The sequence below is a fragment of the Rubellimicrobium thermophilum DSM 16684 genome, from assembly GCF_000442315.1.
GTDB lineage: Bacteria > Pseudomonadota > Alphaproteobacteria > Rhodobacterales > Rhodobacteraceae > Rubellimicrobium > Rubellimicrobium thermophilum.
On record NZ_KE557320.1, the window covers coordinates 61166 to 83052 of the forward strand.

Consider the following 21887-nt stretch of genomic DNA (forward strand, 5'->3'; position numbering starts at 1 on the left):
CAGGGCGGCCGCACACCGCATCCGGCACCAGGGCTGTCGCGCAACGCCCTTTCCTTGAGACGATTCGCCGCTATGCTCGCGGGGGAAAGGATGCCGCAGTGCAGAAACTCGTCGTCTTGCCGCCTGTCCAGCTCATCACGGCCGATGCGCCGATGTCGGCCGCCGTCTATGGCGGCCGGGCCAAATGCCTCCAGCGGCTGATCCGCCTCGATCTGCCGATTCCCCAGACCGTCGCCCTGTCCTTTGATGCGGTCCGCGGAATCGCGGCCGGACGGATGCCAGACATTCCTTCCCTCATGGCCCCCTTCGGTCATGCCCCGCTGCTGTCGGTGCGGCCCTCCTCGCTCGATCCGGATTGGGGCGGGCCTTCGGCGATCCTCAATATCGGCATGAACGAGGAACGCCACGAAGCCCTGTCGATGACGGCCGGGCCGGTGGCGGCGACATCGCTCTATCTGCGCTTCATCCAGTGCTATGCGATCCATGTCGCCCGTCTGGACCCCGATGCCTTCGTTTTGCCGGAAGAGCCGTCGCGGGCTGCTCTGCGGGCGATGCTCGCCGCCTATGAGAGCGAGACCGACGAGCCGTTCCCCCAGGACCCCGCCGTCCAGCTGGCCGAGGTGCTGCGCTCCATGGCGCGGACATGGGAGGGGACGACGGCTCGCCTCCTGCGGCAGGCCAAGGGGGCGCCCCCGATGCCGGGTTGGGCCTGGTGGTGCAGGCGATGGCCTTGGGCGTGGGGCGCGGCGAGAGCGGCTCGGGCGTGATCCAGTTCATCGACGCCACTACCGGCGAGCGACGGATCATCGGACGCTATCTGGGCCAGAGCCAGGGACGCGAGGCCCTCTCCAGCACAAGGGGGGCGTCCTACCTGACCCGGGATCCGCGGGGCCCCTCGCTCGAGGAGGCCTGCCCGGAGGCCTTTGCCCGGCTTCTCGAGGCAGGCGACCGCATCCGCACCCGCCTGCGCGAGGAGATGCAGATCGAGTTCACGCTCGAGAACGGGCAGCTCCGCATCCTCGATGCGATCCGTGTGCCCCGCAGCGCCCGCGCCGCCGTGCGCGTCGCGGTGGCCCTGGCCGAGGACGGCATCATCGGCCGCGACGAGGCGGTGATGCGGGTGGACCCCGCCGCCCTGCCGCAGCTTCTCCACCGGCAGGTGGACCCGGATGCCCCGCGAGACCGCCTGGTGACCGGGATCGGGGCGAGCCCCGGTGCCGCCTCGGGCCGGATCGTCCTGACGGCCGAGGATGCCGAAGCGGCCGCGGCACGGGGCGAAGCCTGCATCCTCGTGCGGCGCGAGACCACGCCCGAGGACATCCGCGGCATGCATGCCGCCGCCGCCGTCCTGACCATTCGGGGCGGCATGACCAGCCATGCCGCCGTGATCGGCCGGGGCCTCGGCATCCCCTGCGTGGTCGGAGCCGCCGAGCTCGAGATCGACCGCCGCCGCCGCGCGGTGATCGCCCCCGGCGGGCGGATCCTGCACGAAGGCGACCTGGTGACGGTGGACGGCACCACGGGCGATGTCCTGATGGGCGCGGCGCCGACACTGCCCGCCACACCCGACGACAGCTTCCGCCGCCTCCTCGAATGGGCCGACACCTTCCGGGACATCGGCGTGCGCGCCAATGCCGACACGCCGCAGGATGCCCGCCTCGCCCGCGACTTTGCCGCCGAAGGCATCGGCCTGTGCCGGACCGAGCACATGTTCTTCGAAGGCGGCCGCATCAACCTGATGCGCGAGATGATCTTCGCCGAGGATGCCGGCGAGAGGCGCGCCGTTCTCGACCGCCTGCTGCCGCTGCAACGGGCCGATTTCGCCGCGATCTTCCGCATCATGGCGGGGCGTCCCGTCTGCATCCGGCTGTTCGACCCGCCGCTGCACGAGTTCCTGCCCTCCGACCGCGCCGCGCTGCGCGACCTGGCCGAGGTCGTCTCGCGCCCCCTGTCGGAGGTCGAGGCCCGCGTGGACCAGCTTCGCGAATACAATCCCATGCTGGGGCTGCGGGGGGTGCGGCTCGGCATCACGGTGCCCGAGATCTACGAGATGCAGGCCCAGGCCATCTTCGAGGCCACCGTCGAAGCCGCCCAGGACGGCGAAGCCGTGGTGCCGGAGGTGATGCTCCCCCTCGTCTCGGCCCGGCGCGAGGTCGAGATGCTCAAGACGCGCATCGATGCCGTGGCCAGCGCGGTGCGCAGCCGCACGGGGGTGCCCTTCGCCTACCGGCTGGGCGTCATGGTCGAGACGCCCCGCGCCGCCCTGCGCGCCGCCGAGATCGCCCAGAATGCGGCCTTTCTGAGCTTTGGCACCAATGACCTGACGCAGCTCACCTACGGATTGTCGCGCGACGATGCCGGCCGCTTCCTGCCCGCCTATGTCGCGCAGGGCATCTTCCCGGAGGATCCCTTCCATGCCATCGACCTTGAAGGGGTGGGAGAGCTGATCCGCATCGGGGCCGAACGGGGACGACGCGGACGGGCCGATGTGGTCCTGTCGCTCTGCGGAGAGCATGCCGGCACGCCGCGCGCCATCGAGTTCTGCCGTCGCGAGGGGTTCGACTACGTCTCCTGTTCGCCCTACCGCGTGCCCGTCGCCCGGCTGTCCGCCGCCCAGGCGGCACTGCGCAGCCGCTCTGCCCGGGGGGGCTGAGCGCCCCGCAACGGCAGCAGGACCGCCCGCCTGGCGTTGCCCCCGTGCCTCCGCCTGTGTCCCCGCCTGTGTCCCCGCCTGTGTCGCGATCCCGGCAAGGCGGAGGGGATACATCCTGTGTCGTCCCGGCCTGCCGAAGCGCCGCTGCCGCCGTTGCCGCCGCAGACCCGCCGCGCTAGGCAGGCCGGCAGGATCGCAGGCCGCAAGGGCGGGCAGGAGACCGGCATGACCACTGACGAAATCCGGGCAGCCTTTGCCCATCCCGCCCTGCGCGCGGAGATGACCCTGCCCGGCACGGCGCCGCTCGACCGTATCTCCCTGCGCGATCATGTCCGCGAGGTCGAGATCGGCGCCTTCCAGCAGGAACGGGGGCGGACCCAGCGCCTGCGCTTCGACATCGTCGTGGAAGTCCTGCGCGAGGGACCCGTCGATGACGATGTGGACCGCATCCTGTCCTACGACCGGCTGACCGAGGCGATCGATGCCGAACTGGCCTCCGAACGGGTCAACCTCCTCGAGACGCTGGCCGAGCGCATCGCCGACCGCATCCTGCTCGAGCCGCAGGCGGCGCGGGCCTTCCTGCGCATCGAGAAACTGGACCGCGGCCCCGGCGCCCTGGGCGTGGAGATCGTGCGGCTGAAGGGCGGAACCGGCAGGGGGGCCGAGCTGGTCGCCCCGGCGCCGCAGCCGCGGGTGGTCTTCCTGGGGGCGGGCATGCTCGATCATGCGGCCCTCCCGGCAATGCTCGACCGGCTGATTGCGGGGGATGCCCCGGCGGTGATCTGCCTCGCCGCGCCGGATCTGCCGCGCCCGCGCAGCCCCGCCGCCCTGGCCCAGCGGCGGATCGATCTTCTGGCCATCGAGCAGGCCGCCTGGGTGCTGGCCGGGCGGGATCGGCGCTGCCTGGTCGTCAATTCCCGCACCGAGCTCGACTGGGCCATGCGGCGCAGGCAGCTTTGCGTCTGGGCCCCGTCGAAGATGGTGCTCGATGCCGTGGACGGCCCCAAGGCGAGCGACGGGCTGTCGCTGGCCGTCTGGTTCGCCGAGACGATGGGGGCCCTGGAGCTGTGCCTGATCGGCACGGATGACCGGGTGCAGGCCGTCGTGCCCGTCCGCCGCGCCAGCATGGAGACCCCGCTGTGACCGTCTACTGGCGTCCCGTGCCCATGACCGATCCAGCCCGACCCGCCGGCGCGCTGACGCTGGCGGAGGGATGGTGCTGGTTCGACCGGGTGGAGCGGATCGAACGCGGCCGCCCCCCGGCCCTCGTCCCCCTGACGGAGGTGCCGCAGGATGTCCTGGAGCGGCTGACCGCGCCACGCCTTCCCATGGCCGGGCTGGACTTCCGGCGGCCGCGGCTTCTCGGCATCCTCAATGTGACGCCCGACAGCTTCTCCGACGGGGGGCTGTTCGTCGCAGCGGATGCGGCCATCGCCCAGGCGCGGCGGCTGGCGGCAGAGGGGCGGATGCCCTCGACATCGGCGGGGAAAGCACAAGGCCCGGTGCCCGCGAAGTCCCCCCGGGGGAGGAGATCGCGCGCGTCCTGCCCGTGCTCGAGGCCCTGGCAGGGGAGGTAACGATCCCCCTCTCCATCGATACGCGCAAGGCGGCCGTCGCGCAGGCCGCCCTCCGGGCCGGAGCGCGGATCGTCAATGATGTCTCCGCCCTGACCTTCGATCCCGGCATGGCCGCCGTCGCCGCCCGGGCCGAGGGCGTCTGCCTCATGCATGCGCAGGGCAGACCGGAGACGATGCAGGACGATCCGCGCTACGAGGATGTCCTGCTCGATGTCTTTGACGCGCTGGAGGAACGGATCCGCGCCGCCGAAGCCGCCGGCATCCCGCGCGGGCGGATCCTGGTCGATCCCGGGATCGGCTTCGGCAAGACTCTGCAACACAATGTGAGTCTGCTTCGCCGGGTCAGCCTCTACCATGCGCTGGGCTGCGCGATCCTGATCGGGGTTTCGCGCAAGCGCTTTGTGGGAATGATCGGAGGCGCCGAAGAGGCGCGGGACAGGATGCCCGGATCGGTGGCCGTCGCGCTGCATGCGGTGCGGCAGGGGGTGCAGCTGATCCGGGTGCATGATGTGAAGGAGACGCGGCAGGCCCTGCGCCTGCTGGCGGCCATGGACGGGGACTGAATGAGCGAGACGAAACGGCGGCTCTTCGGCACGGATGGCGTGCGCGGCACCGCCAACCAGTGGCCCATGACGGCAGAGATGGCGCTGCGGCTGGGTGCCGCCGCCGGTCGCCATTTCCGCAATGACGGATCCAACGGGCATCGCGTGGTCATCGGCAAGGATACCCGCCTGTCCGGCTACATGTTCGAGAACGCCCTGACCGCGGGGCTGACCTCCACGGGGATGAATGTGCTGCTGCTCGGCCCCGTGCCGACGCCCGCGGTGGGGCTGCTGACCACCTCGATGCGGGCGGATGTGGGCATCATGATCTCGGCCAGCCACAACCCCCATCACGACAACGGCATCAAGTTCTTCGGCCCCGATGGCTACAAGCTTTCGGACGAGGCGGAGGCGGCGATCGAACGCCTGATGGAAGAGGGGGTGGAGCCCGCACAGGCCAACAATATCGGCCGCGCAAGGCGCATCGATGACGGGCGCTTCCGCTACATGGAGCGCGTCAAGTCCACCTTCCCGCAGGGGCGGCGCCTCGACGGGCTCAAGGTCGTGATCGACTGCGCCAACGGGGCGGCCTACAAGGTGGCCCCCGAAGTCCTGTGGGAGCTGGGCGCATCCGTCGTGCCCGTGGGCACCGCGCCCAACGGATTCAACATCAACGACCATGTCGGCTCCACCGCGCCGCGCGTCGCGGCCGAAACCGTCGTCGCCCATGGCGCCGATCTGGGCATCTGTCTGGATGGCGATGCCGACCGCGTCATCCTGATCGACGAGACCGGCACCGTCGCCGATGGCGATCAGGTCATGGCGCTGCTGGCCGCACGCTGGGCCGAGGCCGGACGCCTCCGGGGCGGCACGCTGGTGGCCACGGTGATGTCCAATCTCGGGCTCGAGCGGTTCCTGGCCGGGCGCGGGCTCCGGCTGGAACGGACGGCCGTCGGCGACCGCTACGTCGTCGAGGCGATGCGGCAGGGCGGCTGGAACCTGGGCGGAGAGCAGTCCGGCCATATCGTGATGACCGATTACGCCACCACCGGCGACGGGCTTCTGGCCGCGTTGCAGGTTCTGGCCGCGATGATCGAGACAGGGCTGCCGGCCTCGCGCCTGCTGCGGCAGTTCGAGACCGTGCCCCAGAGGCTGCGCAATGTGCGCCTGGCCGCAGGAAGCCAGCCCCTGGCCCATCCGCAGGTGGCGCAGGTCATCGAAGGGGCGAAGGCGCGGCTGAACGGGCAGGGACGCCTGCTGATCCGCAGGAGCGGGACCGAACCCCTGATCCGCGTGATGGCCGAATGCGAGGACGAGGCGCTGCTGGACGCCGTGGTGGCCGAAGTCGTGGCCGCCGTCGAACACGCCGCCTGACCCCGGGCGCCCGGATCCCGGAGCCCCCAAGCCCGCAGGCCCGTCGCCGCCCCGGCCGCGATGCCGACCGGGCCCTGCCGCAGCCCGCGCCACAACCGGCAGAAGGGCCGGCAGCGCGGTCAGCAAAAGGGCCTGGGGCGGGCAGGGCATCGGGGTCTCCTTCTCTGGGGGCGCGGGGATTCGCGCCGGTGAGAGGGAGATTCGCCGCAAGAGGTTAACAGGCGGTTAGCGGGCCGCGCGCTGCGGCCCCGATTCGCGCAACACCCCCCCCGGCGGGGGGGTGTCCCGAGCGATGGCCCGGAGGGACCCGGAAGAAATGGCCCCGGAGAGCCGCCCGACGGCGGATCGGGAGGGGTGTCCCGGAGCCGCCCCGGAGCCGCCCCGGATCCGACCCGGAGCCGCGGGCGCCCGTCAGTTGCGGGCGCGGTCCACCAGCTTGCCCTTGCCGATCCAGGGCATCATGGCGCGGAGCTTCTCGCCCACCTTCTCGATGGGGTGTTCGTCGTTCAGGCGGCGGCTGGCCTTGAAGAAAGGCTGGCCCACGGCATTTTCCTGCATGAAGTCGCGCACGAACTTGCCTGTCTGGATGTCGTGCAGCACCTCCTTCATCCGCCGCTTGGTCTCCTCGCGCGGCAGGATGCGGGGGCCGCTGACATATTCGCCGTATTCGGCGGTGTTCGAGATCGAGTAGTTCATGTTGGCGATGCCGCCTTCGTAGATCAGGTCCACGATCAGCTTCACCTCGTGCAGGCATTCGAAATAGGCCATCTCGGGCTCATAGCCGGCCTCGACCAGCGTTTCGAAGCCCATGCGGATCAGCTCCACAAGGCCGCCGCAGAGCACCGCCTGTTCGCCGAACAGGTCGGTTTCGCATTCCTCGCGGAAATTGGTCTCGATGATGCCCGAGCGGCCGCCGCCGATGGCCGAGCAGTAGGCCTTGGCGATTTCCAGCGCATTGCCCGAGGCATCATTGGCCACGGCCACGAGGCAGGGCACCCCGCCGCCCTTGAGATATTCGCCCCGCACGGTATGGCCGGGGCCCTTGGGCGCCATCATGATCACGTCCACGCCCTTCTTCGGCTCGATCAGGCCGAAATGAATGTTGAGCCCGTGGGCAAAGGCGATGGCCGCTCCCTCGCGCAGGTTGTCATGGACATACTGCCTGTAGGTCGCGGCTTGGAGCTCATCCGGCATGGTGAACATGATCAGGTCGCACCAGGCGGCGGCCTCGGCGATGCCCATGACCGTCAGCCCCTCGGCCTCGGCCTTGGCGCGCGAGGGAGACCCCTCGCGCAGCGCGACGACGATGTTCTTCGCGCCCGAATCACGCAGGTTCAGCGCATGGGCATGCCCCTGCGAGCCATAGCCGAGGATCGCGATCTTGCGGTCCTTGATGAGGTTCACGTCGCAGTCGCGGTCATAGTAGACGCGCATGGGCTCTCCCTTTCCCCTTGGTCGCGCAGCGGGATAGCGCGCGGGACCGGAAGGGGCAATGCCTGCGGAGCCAGAAGCGCTCAGCCGCCGGCCCGCAGCCCCAGGCGCATCAGCCCATGCCGCACCGGCCGCACCCCGTGCAGGGCGCGCAGGCCCAGGCCCCGCAGTGCCACGAGCGGCAGCGCCCCCGCCATCGAGGCCCGGTTGAGCAGGGCGATCCCGGCCGCACGCAGGCGGATGTCGCCTTCGCGCCGGCGGGCATAGGCGGCCAGCCAGCCCTCCGAGCCGATCGCCTCGGGCCGGCTCCGGGCGAGGTCCATGAGCGCGCCCAGATCGGCCAGCGACATGTTGAGACCCTGCGCCCCGATCGGCGGGACGACATGCGCCGCCTCGGCCATCAGGGCGGTGCGGCGCGCCGTCAGGCGGTCGGCAATGCGGGTCAGGACGGGCCAGAGCTGGCGCGGGCCGACGGGAACCAGAGGCCCCATCACGCCGGCCGAGCGGGCATTGACCGCCTCGGCGAAGGCGTCGGGCGGCAGATCGAGAAGGCGCGCCGCCTCGCGCCCTTCGGTCATCCAGACCACGGCCGAGCAGGGACGGCCCTCATGATCGGGCAGGGGAACCAGGGTGAAGGGGCCCCCCGAGGCGTGAATCTCGGTCGAGACCCCCTCATGCGGGGCATCATGGGTGACGGCAAAGACCAGCGCCTTCTGCCCGCTGCGCCAGTTGCGCGTGCCGATCCCGCAGGCGGCGCGCACCGCCGAATCACGTCCGTCGGCGCCGATCAGCAGACGGGCCGAGACCCGGCTGCCGTCCGACAGGCCGACCTCCACCGCATCCAGATCCGCAAGCCGCGAGCGGAAGGCCGTGCCGCGGCGCAGCTCCACCTCCGGCATGGCGGCAAGGCGGGCGGCAAGGGCGTGTTTCATCGCCCGGTTGGGAATGTTCCAGCCGAAACTGTCCTGCCCTGCATCCGCGGCGAGGAAATCCCGCCTGACAGGGGCATCGGGCCGCGCCCCCGCCATCCACGATGCGCATGACCGTGAGGGGGGGTCGCATGGGGGGCCAGCGCCTCCCACAGGGCCCACCTCCTCCAGCAGGCAGCGCGCGGGGGGCGAGGATGGCGGTGGTGCGCAGATCGCCCTCGGGTCCGTCCGGGGCGTCGCCGGGCGCAGGGTCCACGCAGAGAACCGACAGGCCGAGGCGGCCGAAGGCCGCCGCCGCCGACGAGACCCGCGGTGCCGCCGCCCGCGATGACGATGTCGAAGCGATCCATGCGCGGGGAGATAGGCCGGCCGGGGCGCGGCGGGAAGGGCCTCAGATCAGACGGGCGAGAAAGGCCGACAGGTCTGCGGCGTGGTGATGGACATGCGCATGGGGGGGCCTCTCGGGTGCCACGAGGACCGTGCGCATCCCCAGGCGATGCGGCACCAGCAGATTGCGCGGATCGTCGTCGAAGAAGGCGCCCTCTTCGGGCGACAGGCCGTCGAGCGCGAAGACGGCCTCGAAGGCGGCCTGATCGGGCTTGGGCAGCCAGCCGGCATGTTCCACGCCATAGACCGCATCGAAGACCCCCGAAAGCCCTCGCGCGGCCAGAACCCGGGCCGCATAGGCGCCATCGCCATTGGTGAAGACGATCCGCCGCCCCGGCAGCGCCGCGATCCGCCTGGCCAGCACCGGATCGGGCGAGAGGGCGGACAGGTCCAGATCATGCACGAAGCGGAGATATTCGGCCGGGTCCAGCCCGTGTTCGGCCATCAGTCCCCGCAATGTCGTGCCATAGCGGTGCCAGTAGGCATCGCGTAGCGCATCGGCCTCGGCCTCGGTCAGGCCGAGCACCCGGCAGACGAAGGCCGTGATGCGGGGCTGCATCTGCGCAAAGAGCGCGGCCTGCGGCGGATAGAGCGTGTTGTCCAGATCGAACACCCAGACGCGGACATGCGCAAAGTCGCGCGGATCGAGGTGGTCGGGGGCAAGGCCGGGGGACAGGGACATGGGCGCAGGCTAGGCACCCGCTGGCGGATCCGCAACGGGGCGGGGCAGGATGGCATCCCCGGCCCGGGAAGGCGGGACCGGGACAGGATCGGGATGCGGCCGGGCGCGCAGGATGCTTGCGCGCAGCCCCGCGCAGAGGCAGGGTCCGTCCCATGACCGATGGCCGCACCCCTTCGCAGACGCGCGACGCCTATGACCTGATCCTCGAGGCGATCGACCAGGGCATCTATCGTCCGGGCGATCGGCTTGTGGAATCGGAACTGGCCGAACGCTTCGGCGTCTCGCGCACCCCGATCCGCGAGGCGCTCCAGCGAATGGAGACGCAGTCTCTCCTGACCCGGGACGGGCGCAGCCTGATCGTGGCCTCGCTCGATCACAACCAGCTGGCCGAACTCTATGTGGTGCGGGGCGAGCTCGAGGGCCTGGCGGCGCGCCTTGCGGCCAAGCATGCCGCACCCGAGGAGGTGCGCGTGCTGCGCGACATGCTCGAGGCGGACCGCGCCCTTGTGGACGATCCCCCGGCACTGGCCCGCGCCAACCGCCGCTTCCACCGGCAGATCCATCTGGCCTCGCACAACCGCTTCCTGATCCAGCAGCTCGATCTGGTGCATCGGAGCATGGCACTGCTGGCTTCCACCTCGCTGGCTGCGGAGGGGCGGGGACGGGGCACCATCGAGGAACACGAGGCGATCGTGCGGGCCATCGAGGCCGGCGACGGGGAAGCGGCCGACCGCGCCCTGCGCGAGCATATCAGCCGGGCCTTCACGACGCGGCTGCGGCTCGATGCCGGGCGGATGACATCGGGGGGCTGAGGAACACCGGCGGGTCGATCCCATGGGCCGTCTTGTCCCAGCGGAAGGGACAGACGGCCACCTCCCACCAGGCCCGCCAGATGGCGATCGTGGCCAGCGGGAAATAGAACGGCAGCAGGGGTGCCCACAGGCCCAGCCGCCCCTTGCCTGCCCGCGCCACCCCCAGGGCCGCGCATCCCAGGTCGAGCGCCTGTCCGGCCAGGAACAGCACCGAGAGCACCGCCAGGGCCGGCCTCGGCAGGACCGGCGCCAGCGGATGGGGCAGACCGAACGGCACCAGCCAGCCCAGCCACAGCAGCGGGGCCAGGGTGAAGGTGACGAGCGTGCCGAGGAACAGGATCTGGAACCCCCAGAAGCGCCGCGGCCCCAGATCCCGCCAGAGCCGGAGCGGCGCGCGCATATGCACCGCCCATGTCACCGCATAGCCCTTGAGCCAGCGGCTCCGCTGGCGGATCCAGGGCCAGGGACGGCAATTCGCCTCTTCCTGTGTGGTGATGGGAATCACCTCGGTCACATAGCCGTGCCGGGCAAGGCGGATGCCCAGATCCGCATCCTCGGTCACATTGTGGGCGTCCCAGCCGCCGACGGCCTCGATCGCCTCGCGCCGCAGGAAGAGCGTCGTGCCGCCCAGCGGGATGGCCAGACCGAGCCGCATGAGTCCGGGCAGAAGGACCCGAAACCAGGCAGCATATTCCAGGGTGAACATCCGCGCCATCAGATTGCCCCGCCAGTTGTAGTAGTCGAGCGCGCCCTGCAGGCAGGCGGTGCGGGGGCCGCGCCGGGCAAAGATTTCGGCCACACGGCGCAGGTGATCCGGGGCGGGGACATCCTCGGCATCGTAGATGCCGATGATGCTGCCCCTGGCGAAGGGCAGGGCATAGTTCAGCGCGCGGGGCTTGGTCCGCAGCGTCCCCTCGGGGACGGTCACGATCCGGGCCCAGGCGGGCAGATCGGTGGCTGCGAGCGCCTCCTGCGTCAGATGGTCGTCATCCTCGACCACGAGGCAGAGATCGAGCCGGTCGCGCGGGTAATCGAGGGCGGCCATGCGGGCCAGCAGATGGCTGGCCACCTCTTTTTCGCGATAGAGGGGGACAAGGAGGGAGATCAGGGGCAGGCGCGCCGGGATGACGACGGCGCCGCGGTCGCGGTCGTCAGGCCGCAGCGTGGCCAGAAGGGCCGCGGCCTTCAGCCCGGCCGCCGCGAGCCCCGCCAGCGCGGCCGCCAGCGTGAGACCGGCCAGCAGCAGCCCGGGCGCGAGGATCAGCCCGGTGAGGAGGATCAGCCCCCCCGCCGTCGCGGCGGCCAGAAGCGGGCGCCGGGGCAGGCTGCGGCAGCTGTCCTGCCGGGGCGTGCGCGTCTCGGCCAGATGGACGAGCGGGCGTCCGACATGGAGGGCGAGGGCCTGCTCCAGCCTTCCGGGCCGGGCCCGGGCCAGGCGGACCGGGCCGAGCGCGGCCTCGAGCCGGGGGAGATGACGCGCCGCCGCGACGGGATCGGCCGCGATGACCAGGGCGAGCGGTCCGATCCGCCGCCAGGGCAGGAGCCCCTCCTCCAGCATGAGCTGGGGCGGGAGCGCGGCAAGCAGACCGGGGTCTGGCGGCTGGATCAGGGGATCGGCCCCCGAAAGCCCGGACAGGAGTTGCCATGAGGGCGCCGCCCGTGCCGCCCGATTCGCCGCTGTCGATCGCCCTGATTCGGACATTCTGCCCTCTCCCTGCCGGAGAGGATGAGGGCAGAATGGTTAAGGACGCGTTAACGACACGGAAAAGTCCTGGAAAAGCCGCGAAGGGCCTTTCTGTCTTCAGGCGCCCCTTGCGGCCTGCCGGGCCGCCATCGCGGCGGCAAACCGGTCGAAGAGATAGGCGCTGTCCTGGGGGCCGGGGCTCGCTTCGGGGTGATACTGGACGGAAAAGACCGGGCGGTCCTTCATGCGCAGGCCGCAGTTGGACCCGTCGAAGAGCGAGACATGGGTTTCGATCACGCCTTCGGGCAGGGTCTGGGCGTCCACGGTGAAGCCGTGATTCATCGAGGTGATCTCGACCTTGCCGGTCTCCAGATCCTTGACGGGGTGGTTGGCGCCATGATGGCCGTGATTCATCTTCACGGTCCGACCCCCGAGCGCCAGGGCCAGCATCTGATGTCCGAGGCAGATGCCGAAGAGGGGCAGATCGGTCCGGTCGAGCACCTCGCGGATCATGGGCACGGCATAGGCGCCCGTCGCGGCCGGATCGCCCGGGCCGTTCGAGAGGAATACCCCATCCGGGTTCTGGGCCAGCACATCCGCCGCGGTGGAGGTGGCGGGCATCACGACGACCTCGGCCCCCACCGCCGCGAGCGAGCGCAGGATGTTCCTCTTGGCCCCGTAATCCAGCGCCACCACGCGGAAGCGGGGGGCTTGCTGCCGGCCGAACCCCCCGGGCCAGGCCCATTTCGTCTCGTCCCAGCGATAGGACTGGGTGCAGCTCACCTCGCGCGCGAGATCGAGCCCCACAAGCCCGCGAAAGGCGCGGGCCTCGCTGACCAGCCGTTCGATGTCGAAGCGTCCCTCCGGGTCGTGGGCCAGGGCCACATGGGGCGCCCCCTGCTGGCGGATGGCCCGGGTGAGCCGGCGCGTGTCCACCCCGCCGATGCCGATCCGCCCCCGCCTGGCCAGCCAGTCCGACAGGCCCTCGGCCGCGCGCCAGTTGGAGGGGGCGGTCGGATCCCATTTCACCACCATGCCGGCGGCAACGGGCTGGGCCGCCTCGTCATCCTCGGGGTTGGTGCCGGTGTTGCCGATATGGGGAAAGGTGAAGGTCACGACCTGACCCGCGTAGGAGGGGTCCGTCATGATCTCCTGATAGCCGGTCATCGCCGTGTTGAACACGAGTTCGGCCGTCACCTGTCCCGTGGCGCCGAAGCCGCGCCCGTAGAACAGGGTGCCGTCGGCCAGGGCAAGACAGGCGGTGGGTCGGGTCTGGGGCATGGGACGGCTCCGCGCAGGATCGGTCGGGGGTTACGCGCGAGGGCGGCAGAGGTCAATTGCGGCATCGCGCTGCGGTCCCTATCTCGGGTCCGGAACCGGCAAGGAGAGACGGGATGGACCTGCGGACGCGGATCGGCGAGGCTCTCAAGGAGGCCATGCGCAGCAAGGATGCGCTGCGCGTGGGGGTGCTGCGCATGGCGGGGGCGGCGATCAAGGACCGCGACATCGCTGCGCGCGGCGAGGGGCAGCCCTCTCCCGTGCCGGAGGATGGCGTCATCGCCGTCCTGGCGAAGATGGTCCGCCAGCGGCAGGAGAGCGCCCGCGCCTATGACGAGGCGGGGCGCGCGGATCTGGCCGAAAGGGAGCGTGCCGAGGCCGCCGTGCTCGAGGCCTTCCTGCCCCGTGCCCTGTCGGAGGCGGAGACCGAGGCCGCCGTGGAGGCGGCCATCGCCGAGACCGGCGCCACGGCGGTGAAGGACATGGGGCGCGTCATGGCCGCGCTGAAGGCTCGGCATGCCGGCGCGATCGACATGGGGCGGGCAGGGGCGCTGGTGAAGGCCCGCCTCTCGGCCTGAGCGATCGCCACGGGGAACGGGGCAGGGGCGGCGCGGGTTGATCCGCTGTCCCGCCTGTCACGGAGGATCCGATGCCCGCCCGTTCCAAGGCCCAGCAGCGCGCCGCCGGCGCCGCCCTGTCCGCCAAGCGCGGAGAAACCCCCGTAGAGGATCTGCATCCCACCGCGCGCGAGATGCATGACAGCATGACCGAAGCCGAGCTGGAGGACCTGGCCTCCACGAAGCACGACGGCCTGCCCGACCACGTCGAGGGGGACTGAAGTTCCCCTTCGTTCCCCTCAGCGCAGGCGGGCAAGCGCGGCCTCGATCTCGGGCCGCAGGGCCAGCCGTTCCTCCTCGGAGAGGAAGGCGCCGATCTCCACGGTGCGGCCGGCGCCGCTGAGGGTGAGGTATTGGGGCACCGGCCCGCCTTCCGCATGCAGGGCGGTCCGCACCCAGTGCGGATTGGCCTCCCAGCGGCGGGGTGGCCGGCCGGGATCGTGCCGCACCAGCTCCACGCGATCCGGCCAGAGGGAGAGCACCTCCATCACCTCGCCCGTGCGATAGCTGTGGCGGATAGCGATCCATGTCCCCGCGAGGGTCGCCGTCACGAAGGGCAGGAGGCCCCAGAGGACGGCGGTGCCCAGCACCGACAGCAGGGGCAGAGCCGCCAGCGCCGCCGTGGCGGCGAAGAAGACGGCAAAGCCCCGCAGCGGCAGGGACCGATGCGGCCAGAGCCGGAGCTGCACGCGCGGGGCGGGAGCGGATGCGCGAACGGCCCCGGATTGCTCCGGGGCCGTCTGCGGGGTCGTCCATGCATAGGGCATGGGCTGTCCGGGTCTCAGTGGGCCGGGCTGCGGTCCCAGTCCTCGCGCCGCGGAAGCGTCTCGAAGGTGTGCTCGGGCGGCGGAGAGGGGAGGGTCCATTCCAGCGTGTCGGCCCAGGGCGTCCAGGGATTCGCCGGCGCGGTGCGCGGGGCGCGGGCGAGCACCCAGAACAGCGCGGCGATGAAGAACAGGAAGGACGCGAAGGCGAGGAAGGCCCCGATCGAGGAGACGTAGTTCCAGGTGGCGAAGGCCTCCGGATAGTCGATGTAGCGGCGGGGCATCCCCTGACGGCCCAGGAAGTGCTGCGGGAAGAAGGTGAGGTTCGCGCCGATGAACATCAGCGTGAAATGCACCCGGCCGATCCATTCGGGGATCATCTTCCCGGTCATCTTCGGCAGGTAGAAGTAGATTCCGGCGAAGATCCCGAACACCGCGCCCAGCGACATCACGTAGTGGAAATGGGCCACCACATAGTAGGTGTCGTGATAGTAGCGGTCGATCGGCGCCTGCGAGAGCACGATCCCCGTGACCCCGCCCACCGTGAACAGAAAGATGAAGCCCAGCGCCCAGAGCATGGGCGTGCGGAACTCGATGGAGCCGCCCCACATGGTGGCGATCCAGGAGAAGATCTTCACCCCGGTGGGCACCGCAATGACCATCGTTGCCAGCATGAAGTAGGTCTGCTGGGTGAGGGGACATGCCGGCCGTGTACATGTGGTGCGCCCAGACGACGAAGCCCAGCACGCCGATGGCGATCATCGCCCAGACCATCGGCAGATAGCCGAAGATCGGCTTCTTCGAGAAGGTCGAGACCACATGCGAGATGATCCCGAAGGCGGGGATGATGATGATGTAGACCTCGGGATGGCCGAAGAACCACAGGATGTGCTGATAGAGCACCGGATCGCCGCCGCCATCGGGGAAGAAGAAGGTGGTCCCGAAGTTGCGGTCGGTCAGCAGCATGGTGATCGCGCCGGCGAGCACGGGCAGGGCGAGCAGGATCAGCCAGGCGGTGACGAAGATCGCCCAGGCGAAGAGCGGCACCTTGAACAGCGTCATCCCCGGCGCGCGCATGTTCAGGAAGGTCGTGATCATGTTGATCGCGCCGAGGATCGACGAGGCCCCCGACAGGTGCACGGCGAAGATCGCCAGATCCATCGAATAGCCCGATTCCGTCGTGGACAGGGGCGGATAGAGCACCCAGCCCACGCCAGCGCCGAGCTGGCCGTTGCCGCCGGGGGCCAGCATCGACGCCACCCCCAGCGAGGCCCCGGCCACGAACATCCAGAAGGACAGGTTGTTGAGCCGCGGAAAGGCCATGTCTGGCGCACCGATCTGCAGCGGCATCAGATAGTTGCCAAAGCCGCCGAAGAGCGCCGGGATGACCACGAAGAACATCATCAGCACCCCGTGATAGGTGATGAAGACGTTCCACAGATGGCCGTTCGGCGTGCAGCTTGCCTCGGGCTGGGGCAGGAAATGCATCCCCTCGAGGCACATGTACTGCACCCCCGGATGCATCAGCTCCATGCGCATGTAGACGGTGAACAGAACGGCGATGAAGCCGAGGACGCCCGACACCCACAGATAGAGGATGCCGATGTCCTTGTGGTTCGTGGACATGAACCAGCGGGTGAAGAACCCGCGGTGATCGTGATGGTCGTGGTCGTGGATGGCGGCGTCGGCCATGCGGCGGCTCTCCCGGACGGACGTGGCGCTGGGACGGCGCGGCCGCCGGATGGAGAATCCGGACGGACGGACACCGGGCCCGCTTCAGGCCGGGTTTAGCGTGGCCGCGCCCGACCGGCAAGGCGGCGCCAGGGGGCGCGGCGACCTGTCCCAGCCTCTCGTCGTCCACCGGATCTTAACGCCCGTGCGCGAAGAAAACCCTCAGAGGCGAATCATCGGGGTTCTGGATGCGGTTCTATGCATGGCTGTCGCGGGCGCGCTGGCTCAACTATCGGGCCAAGATCATGGTCATGGCCTTTGCCGGCACGCATGTGCCGCTGATCGCCCTGGCCGGCAGTTATGCCGCGCGCGGCGCGACAAGCCGGGGCGAGGTGATCTGGGCGCTGGGCGTGGCGCTGGCGGCGACGCTGGCCGGGACGGCGGCGACGCTGTGGGTGCTCGACCGGCTGCTGCAGCCGGTGATCGCCACCTCGCGCGCCTTGCGCCGCTATCGCGAAGCACGAGTTCTTCCCGATCTGCCCACGGACTTCGCGGACGAGGCGGGAACCCTGATGGCGGATGCCCAGCGCACGGTGACCCAGCTCGATGCGGCGCTCCTGCGGCTGGAACGGCTGGACGAGGCGACAGGCCTTCTCAACCGCACGGCCTTCCTGGCCGAGGCGGAAGGGCCGCTCTGTGTGTTGCGGCTCGGGAACTTCTCTGCGCTGGCTGAGAGTTTCGATCGCGCCACCGCCACGCAGGCCCTCGGCGAACTGGCCGCGCGCGTGGCGCGGCATCTGGGACCGGATGCCCTGCTGGCCCGGGTCGGGGACGGGGACCTGGCTTTCTGCCTGCCCGAAGGGGGGGCGAGGCGGTGCGCCACCTGGTGACGGATCTGTCGGCCCCGATCGCCCTGGGCCCGGCGCGCGTGACGCCGGTGCTGGCGGCTGGGTTCGCCGAGGCGGCCGCGGAGGGATCGGCCGCGACGCTCGACAATGCGGTGGCGGCGGCGGCGCTGGCCGCCGAAGGGCGCGGCGAAGGCGGGCCCGTCGCGGCCCACAGCCCCGCCGAGCGCGAAAGACTGCGCGACCGCTTCCTGATGGAACAGGATCTGCGCGCGGCCCTGCAGAGCGGCGGGTTCCAGCTTCACTTCCAGCCCGTGCAGGACATCCGTCGCGGCGGCTGGGCCGGGGCTGAGGCCCTCATCCGCTGGCACAGCCCCAGCCGCGGCATGGTGCCGCCGGGGGTCTTCATCCCGGTGGCCGAAGCGGCCGGCCTGATCGAACCCATCGGCCTGTGGGTTCTGCGCGAGGCCTGCCGCGAGGTTGCTCATTGGGCTCCGGGCATGCGGGTTGCCGTCAACCTTTCGGCGCGGCAGTTCCTGGACGAGAGCCTGCCCCGGCATGTGGCCGAAGCCGTGCAGGCCGCCGGTATCTCGCCCGAGCGGCTCGAGATCGAGCTGACCGAGTCGGTCGCCACCACCGATCACGATCATGCCCGCCGCACCTTCGGACGGCTGCGGGACATGGGCGTGTCCATCGCCATCGACGATTTCGGGACGGGCTATGCCTCGATGAGCGTGCTGCGCAAGCTTCCCTTCGACAAGCTCAAGATCGACCGGGAATTCGTCACCGATGTGCATCGCAAGCCCCACAGCCAGGCGATCTGTGCCGCGATGCTGGCGCTGGGACGGGGTCTGGATCTGTCGATCCTGGCCGAGGGAACGGAAACGCCCGAGGAGGTGGACTGGCTGGTCCAGCAAGGCTGCACGCTGTTCCAGGGCTACTACTTTTCGCGCCCGCTGCCGGCCCCGGTGCTGCGCGAGCGGATGCGGATGGAGGCGCCGCTGCGGGCGGCGTCCTGATCCGGATCTAGGGCGGATCGGGGAAATGGCGCGCAAAGCTCTGCCGCAGGGCGAGATCGAGATCGCCCATCGTCACCGGCAGCCCGAGATCCACGAGGCTCGTGACCCCGTGATCGCGGATGCCGCAGGGCACGATGCCGTCGAAATGGGACAGGTCCGGCTCCACATTCACCGCCAGGCCATGCAGGCTGACCCAGCGTTTCAGGCGCACGCCGATGGCGGCGATCTTGTCCTCGCGCGGGGTTCCATCGGGATTCGGCGCCCTGTCCGGCCGCAGGACCCAGATTCCGACGCGCCCCTCGCGCCGTTCTCCGCGGATGCCGAATTCGGCCAGCGCGTCGATCACCCAGGCTTCGAGCGCGCGGACGAAGGCCCGCACGTCGCGGCCGCGCCGGTTCAGATCGAGAAGGACATAGACGACACGCTGGCCGGGGCCGTGATAGGTGAACTGTCCGCCCCGGCGGGTGGGAAAGACCGGAAAACGGCCGGGATCGCGCAGATCCGCCGGCCGGGCCGAGGTGCCGGCGGTATAGAGGGGGGGGTGCTCGAGCAGCCAGACCGCCTCGGCCGCCGCCCCCCGCGCGATGGCCTCGGCACGCGCCTCCATCCAGGCGACTGCCTCGGGATAGGGCACCGGTTCGCGGCTCTCGATCCATTCGACCATGGGCCTGTCATGGGCCTTCGGGGCGTCCCTGTCAAAGCGGAGGGAAAATCCCCTGCTGGCCCCTTGCGCCGCCATGCGCCCCCCTCTATACGCCCCTTCGCCAGTCAGTGCGGTTGTGGCGGAACTGGTAGACGCGCAGCGTTGAGGTCGCTGTGGGGTAACACCCGTGGAGGTTCGAGTCCTCTCAACCGCACCATCGGTCCCCGTCGGGGGCTGATCGTCGGGGGCTGATCCCTGTCCCGATCGCCTCCCTGTCCTGATCGCCGTGCGGATATCGGCCGCCTGAGGGTTCGGGCATCTCGGCAGTCGTTTGCGGTCTTCCCGGAATCCGACTCTCAGGAGTCCAGCCGTTTCAGGGCAGGATTCAGGTCAGACGCGCGCGCTGCTCCCGGGGGGACAGGCCGAACTGCGCCCGGAAGGCGCGCGCGAAATGCGAGGTGGAGGTGAAGCCGCTCGCCATCGCGATTTCGGACAGGGGCTGTTCGCTCTGGAGGATCAGGTTGCGCGCCCGCTGAAGCCGCAATTCCATCGCATAGCGCCGCGGCGATGTGCCCAGATGGCGCCTGAAGAGCCTCTCCAGATGGCGTGTCGAGACCCCGAGCGCCGCGGCCACCTCGCGCGGGCGGGGGGGGTCCTCGATCTTTGTCTCGAACAGGCGGACAGCCTGCAGCAGCAGCGGATTGCGGATGCCATGCCGCGCCCGGAGCGAGACGCGCTGCTGCGCGCTGCCCTCGCGCACCGCATTGTGGAGCATCTGGTCGGCCACCTCGGTGGCCAGATCCTCGCCATGATCCCGGCCGATCAGATGCAGCATCAGATCGGCCGCGGCCGTGCCGCCGGCGGCGGTGAGGATGCGCGGCCCTGCGACGAAGACCGAAGGGACCACCCGCACCGCCGGAAAGCGTTCGCGCATCAGATCGTGCCAGGCCCAGTGAAGGGCCACCTCCTCGCCGTCGAGCAGCCCGGCCTCGGCCAGAAGGAGGGGGCCGGAACAGATCGCCCCGGCCAGACGGCCATGGGCCCTTTCCCGGCGCAGGAAGGCGAGGATGTCCGCGGTGATTCGCTGCTCGGCCCGCAGGCCGGCGATGACGAAGAGCCTCTCATCCCGTTCGAGCGGGCCAAGACCGCGATCCACCCGCGTCAGAAGGCCGTTCGAGCTGCGGGCCTCGGTTCCGCCGCGCGAGAGCAGCGACCAGCGGTAGAGATCGCGCCCCGCCACGAGATTGGCGATGCGCAGCGGCTCGATCGCGCAGGAGAAGGCCAGATGGGTGAAATCCTCGATCAGCAGGAAGGCGAAGCGGGCCGGAGAGACGGCCGGAGAGGGCTGCGCCTGCGGGACCGGGCCGGAGCGGGAGGGAGCCAAGGCAGGCATGGCTGGTCACCAGTGAAGACAGAGATCCATCTTCATTGTAGACTTATTGTAGGATTTGTGCCAAGTCATGAATGGCGCCGGAAGGCGCCGGCCGGTCACGGCCGAGATCGGACAGGGAGAGATGCGATGACCATGACGCGCCTGGCGGCCGGTGCCGCCCTGGCCCTTGCAGCGGGCCCCCTCTTTGCCCAGGAGGCGGAACTGCCGCCCTGCGAAAACTGTGCCGGCAGCATGGTGATCATGTCCTGGGGCGGGGCCTATCAGGCCGCCCAGCTTGCTGCCTATGTGCAGCCCTATATCGACGCCACCGGCGTCACCGTCACCTGGGACGAATCCTCGGGTCAGGCTGTCGCCAAGCTGCGCGCCATGAGCGAGACGGGCAATGTCACCGCCGATGTGGTGGATGTGCTGGCCACCGATGCCATCCGCCTGTGCGATGACGGGCTGGTGATGGAGATCGATTACGACGAGATGCTCGATCCCGGCATCGACGGCACGCCGCCGGCCGAGGATTTCGGCGACAATGCCGTCTCCGAATGCTTTGTGCCCACCAATGCCTATTCCACCACCTTCGCCTATCGCACCGATGTGGCCGAATGGAACGGCGCCGTTCCCGACGACATCTGCGATATCTTCGACCTCGAGGCCTTCCCCGGCCGGCGTGCGCTCGAGCGCAATCCCATCAACAATTTCGAATGGGCGCTGATCTGCGACGGCGTGCCTGCCGAGGAGGTCTATGATGTGCTCTCCACGCCGGAGGGCGTCGATCGCGCGCTGGCCAAGCTCGACACGATCCGCGACAGCGTGATCTGGTGGACCGCCGGGGCCGAGACGCCCCAGCTCCTCGCCGATGGCGAGGTCGTGATCGGTTCGGGCTACAACGGGCGCCTGTTCTCGCTCATCGAGGAGCAGGGCGCGCCGGTTGCCATGCTCTGGGACTATGAGGTGCTCGATCTCGACGGCTTCGTGATCCCCAACGGCCTGCCCGAGGACCGGTTGAACCGGGCGCTGCATTTCCTGCGCTTTGCCACCGGCTCGCAGAGCCTGGCCAATCTGACGCGCTACATCTCCTACGGGCCGACGCGGGCGTCTTCGCTTCCGCTGGTGGGCACGCATGAGACGCTGGGCATCGAGATGGCCCCCCACACGCCGGGCAACCCCGCCAACAATGGCGGCCGGTCCTTCCTGTTCAACTACAGCTGGTGGGCCGATCATCGCGACGAGCTCGACGCGCGGTTCCAGTCCTGGCTGGCCCGGTAAGGCCCCGGATGACCGTCTCGGGCGGGGCCCCCGGCGGCCCCGCCTCCATCCCGAGGGACACCGACATGGCCGATGCCAGCCCCAGCCGAAAGGCCCATTGCGCCGCCGATCTGCGCCGGCGCATCCTGATCCTCGACATCGAGCCGGGCAGCCTTCTCGACGAGACGGAGCTGGCCGCGGCCTATGGCCTTTCCCGTCCGCCGCTGCGCGAGGTGCTGCGCCAGCTTGCGGGAGAGGGTTATGTCGTTCTGCGCGACAACCGCCCCGCACAGGTGGCGCCCATGTCGCACAAGACGCTGCGCAACTTCTTTGTCGCCGCGCCGATG

16 protein-coding genes, 1 tRNA gene and 4 pseudogenes are annotated in these 21887 nt (G+C 70.0%); 12 read left to right on the top strand and 9 right to left on the bottom strand.

Features of this window, described 5'->3' with window-relative positions:
* Positions 1 to 152: 152 nt before the first annotated feature.
* The 4 genes and pseudogenes from RUTHE_RS01285 to glmM all read left to right on the top strand — a co-directional run bounded on the left by RUTHE_RS01285 (position 153) and on the right by glmM (position 6146).
* Positions 153 to 2653, top strand: a pseudogene (locus tag RUTHE_RS01285) (putative PEP-binding protein).
* Positions 2654 to 2878: 225 nt separating this feature from the next.
* Complete coding sequence (locus RUTHE_RS01290; RefSeq protein ID WP_021096418.1) at positions 2879 to 3796, top strand: dihydroneopterin aldolase; 918 nt, start codon at positions 2879 to 2881, stop codon at positions 3794 to 3796.
* Between the two features lie 23 nt (positions 3797 to 3819).
* A pseudogene (gene folP / locus RUTHE_RS01295) lies at positions 3820 to 4793 on the top strand (dihydropteroate synthase).
* The gene (gene glmM / locus RUTHE_RS01300) at positions 4794 to 6146 is read left to right on the top strand and encodes a phosphoglucosamine mutase (RefSeq protein ID WP_021096421.1); all 1353 of its coding nucleotides are present in this window, start codon (positions 4794 to 4796) and stop codon (positions 6144 to 6146) included.
* A gap of 411 nt (positions 6147 to 6557) precedes the next feature.
* Here glmM and ilvC read toward each other — a convergent pair whose 3' ends face one another.
* The 3 genes from ilvC to RUTHE_RS01315 all read right to left on the bottom strand — a co-directional run bounded on the left by ilvC (position 6558) and on the right by RUTHE_RS01315 (position 9575).
* The gene (ilvC, locus tag RUTHE_RS01305) at positions 6558 to 7580 is read right to left on the bottom strand and encodes a ketol-acid reductoisomerase (RefSeq protein ID WP_021096422.1); all 1023 of its coding nucleotides are present in this window, start codon (positions 7578 to 7580) and stop codon (positions 6558 to 6560) included.
* Between the two features lie 80 nt (positions 7581 to 7660).
* Positions 7661 to 8509: an FAD-dependent monooxygenase gene (locus RUTHE_RS01310; protein WP_425413914.1), complete on the bottom strand. Its 849-nt coding sequence runs from the start codon at positions 8507 to 8509 to the stop codon at positions 7661 to 7663.
* Between the two features lie 388 nt (positions 8510 to 8897).
* A complete protein-coding gene (locus RUTHE_RS01315) occupies positions 8898 to 9575 on the bottom strand; it encodes a pyrimidine 5'-nucleotidase (protein ID WP_021096424.1) in 678 nt (225 codons plus the stop codon).
* A gap of 152 nt (positions 9576 to 9727) precedes the next feature.
* On the opposite strand from RUTHE_RS01315, the gene RUTHE_RS01320 reads away from it, so the two are divergent.
* Entirely contained in the window at positions 9728 to 10387 is a 660-nt protein-coding gene (locus RUTHE_RS01320) for a GntR family transcriptional regulator (RefSeq protein ID WP_021096425.1), read from the top strand.
* Here the strand turns inward: RUTHE_RS01320 and RUTHE_RS01325 are convergent.
* On the bottom strand, positions 10338 to 12089 hold the full coding sequence (locus RUTHE_RS01325; protein WP_021096426.1) for a glycosyltransferase family 2 protein: 1752 nt from the start codon (positions 12087 to 12089) through the stop codon (positions 10338 to 10340). The genes RUTHE_RS01320 and RUTHE_RS01325 overlap by 50 nt on opposite strands.
* Before the next feature lie 99 nt (positions 12090 to 12188).
* Entirely contained in the window at positions 12189 to 13352 is a 1164-nt protein-coding gene (carA, locus tag RUTHE_RS01330; protein ID WP_021096427.1) for a glutamine-hydrolyzing carbamoyl-phosphate synthase small subunit, read from the bottom strand.
* Between the two features lie 113 nt (positions 13353 to 13465).
* Here carA and RUTHE_RS01335 point away from each other — a divergent pair, with 113 nt between their 5' ends.
* Positions 13466 to 13927, top strand: coding sequence for a GatB/YqeY domain-containing protein (locus RUTHE_RS01335; protein WP_021096428.1), 462 nt, complete (start codon positions 13466 to 13468; stop codon positions 13925 to 13927).
* 71 nt (positions 13928 to 13998) lie between these two features.
* Positions 13999 to 14187, top strand: coding sequence for a DUF3008 family protein (locus RUTHE_RS01340; RefSeq protein WP_021096429.1), 189 nt, complete (start codon positions 13999 to 14001; stop codon positions 14185 to 14187).
* Positions 14188 to 14205: 18 nt separating this feature from the next.
* On the opposite strand, the gene RUTHE_RS01345 is transcribed toward RUTHE_RS01340, so the two are convergent.
* Positions 14206 to 14733, bottom strand: coding sequence for a DUF2244 domain-containing protein (locus RUTHE_RS01345; protein ID WP_040644918.1), 528 nt, complete (start codon positions 14731 to 14733; stop codon positions 14206 to 14208).
* A 14-nt stretch (positions 14734 to 14747) separates the two neighbouring features.
* Positions 14748 to 16422: pseudogene (gene ctaD, locus RUTHE_RS01350) on the bottom strand (cytochrome c oxidase subunit I).
* A 227-nt stretch (positions 16423 to 16649) separates the two neighbouring features.
* Here ctaD and RUTHE_RS01355 point away from each other — a divergent pair.
* Together RUTHE_RS01355 and RUTHE_RS01360 are read left to right on the top strand one after the other, a co-directional pair.
* Entirely contained in the window at positions 16650 to 17291 is a 642-nt protein-coding gene (locus tag RUTHE_RS01355) for a GGDEF domain-containing protein (protein WP_021096431.1), read from the top strand.
* Complete coding sequence (locus RUTHE_RS01360) at positions 17276 to 18265, top strand: putative bifunctional diguanylate cyclase/phosphodiesterase (protein WP_021096432.1); 990 nt, start codon at positions 17276 to 17278, stop codon at positions 18263 to 18265. The genes RUTHE_RS01355 and RUTHE_RS01360 overlap by 16 nt, the downstream gene beginning before the upstream one ends.
* Before the next feature lie 7 nt (positions 18266 to 18272).
* Here the strand turns inward: RUTHE_RS01360 and lipB are convergent, their stop codons facing one another.
* A complete protein-coding gene (gene lipB, locus RUTHE_RS01365; protein ID WP_021096433.1) occupies positions 18273 to 19004 on the bottom strand; it encodes a lipoyl(octanoyl) transferase LipB in 732 nt (243 codons plus the stop codon).
* A gap of 34 nt (positions 19005 to 19038) precedes the next feature.
* On the opposite strand from lipB, the gene RUTHE_RS01370 reads away from it, so the two are divergent.
* A tRNA-Leu gene (locus RUTHE_RS01370) sits at positions 19039 to 19125 on the top strand.
* Positions 19126 to 19293: 168 nt separating this feature from the next.
* Here RUTHE_RS01370 and RUTHE_RS01375 read toward each other — a convergent pair.
* Positions 19294 to 20301, bottom strand: a complete 1008-nt coding sequence (locus RUTHE_RS01375) for a GlxA family transcriptional regulator (RefSeq protein ID WP_021096434.1) — start codon at positions 20299 to 20301, stop codon at positions 19294 to 19296.
* A gap of 126 nt (positions 20302 to 20427) precedes the next feature.
* On the opposite strand from RUTHE_RS01375, the gene RUTHE_RS01380 reads away from it, so the two are divergent.
* Complete coding sequence (locus RUTHE_RS01380) at positions 20428 to 21561, top strand: extracellular solute-binding protein (RefSeq protein WP_021096435.1); 1134 nt, start codon at positions 20428 to 20430, stop codon at positions 21559 to 21561.
* Between the two features lie 65 nt (positions 21562 to 21626).
* A pseudogene (locus tag RUTHE_RS18125) lies at positions 21627 to 21776 on the top strand (GntR family transcriptional regulator); the annotation flags it as partial.
* Positions 21777 to 21887 lie beyond the last annotated feature (111 nt).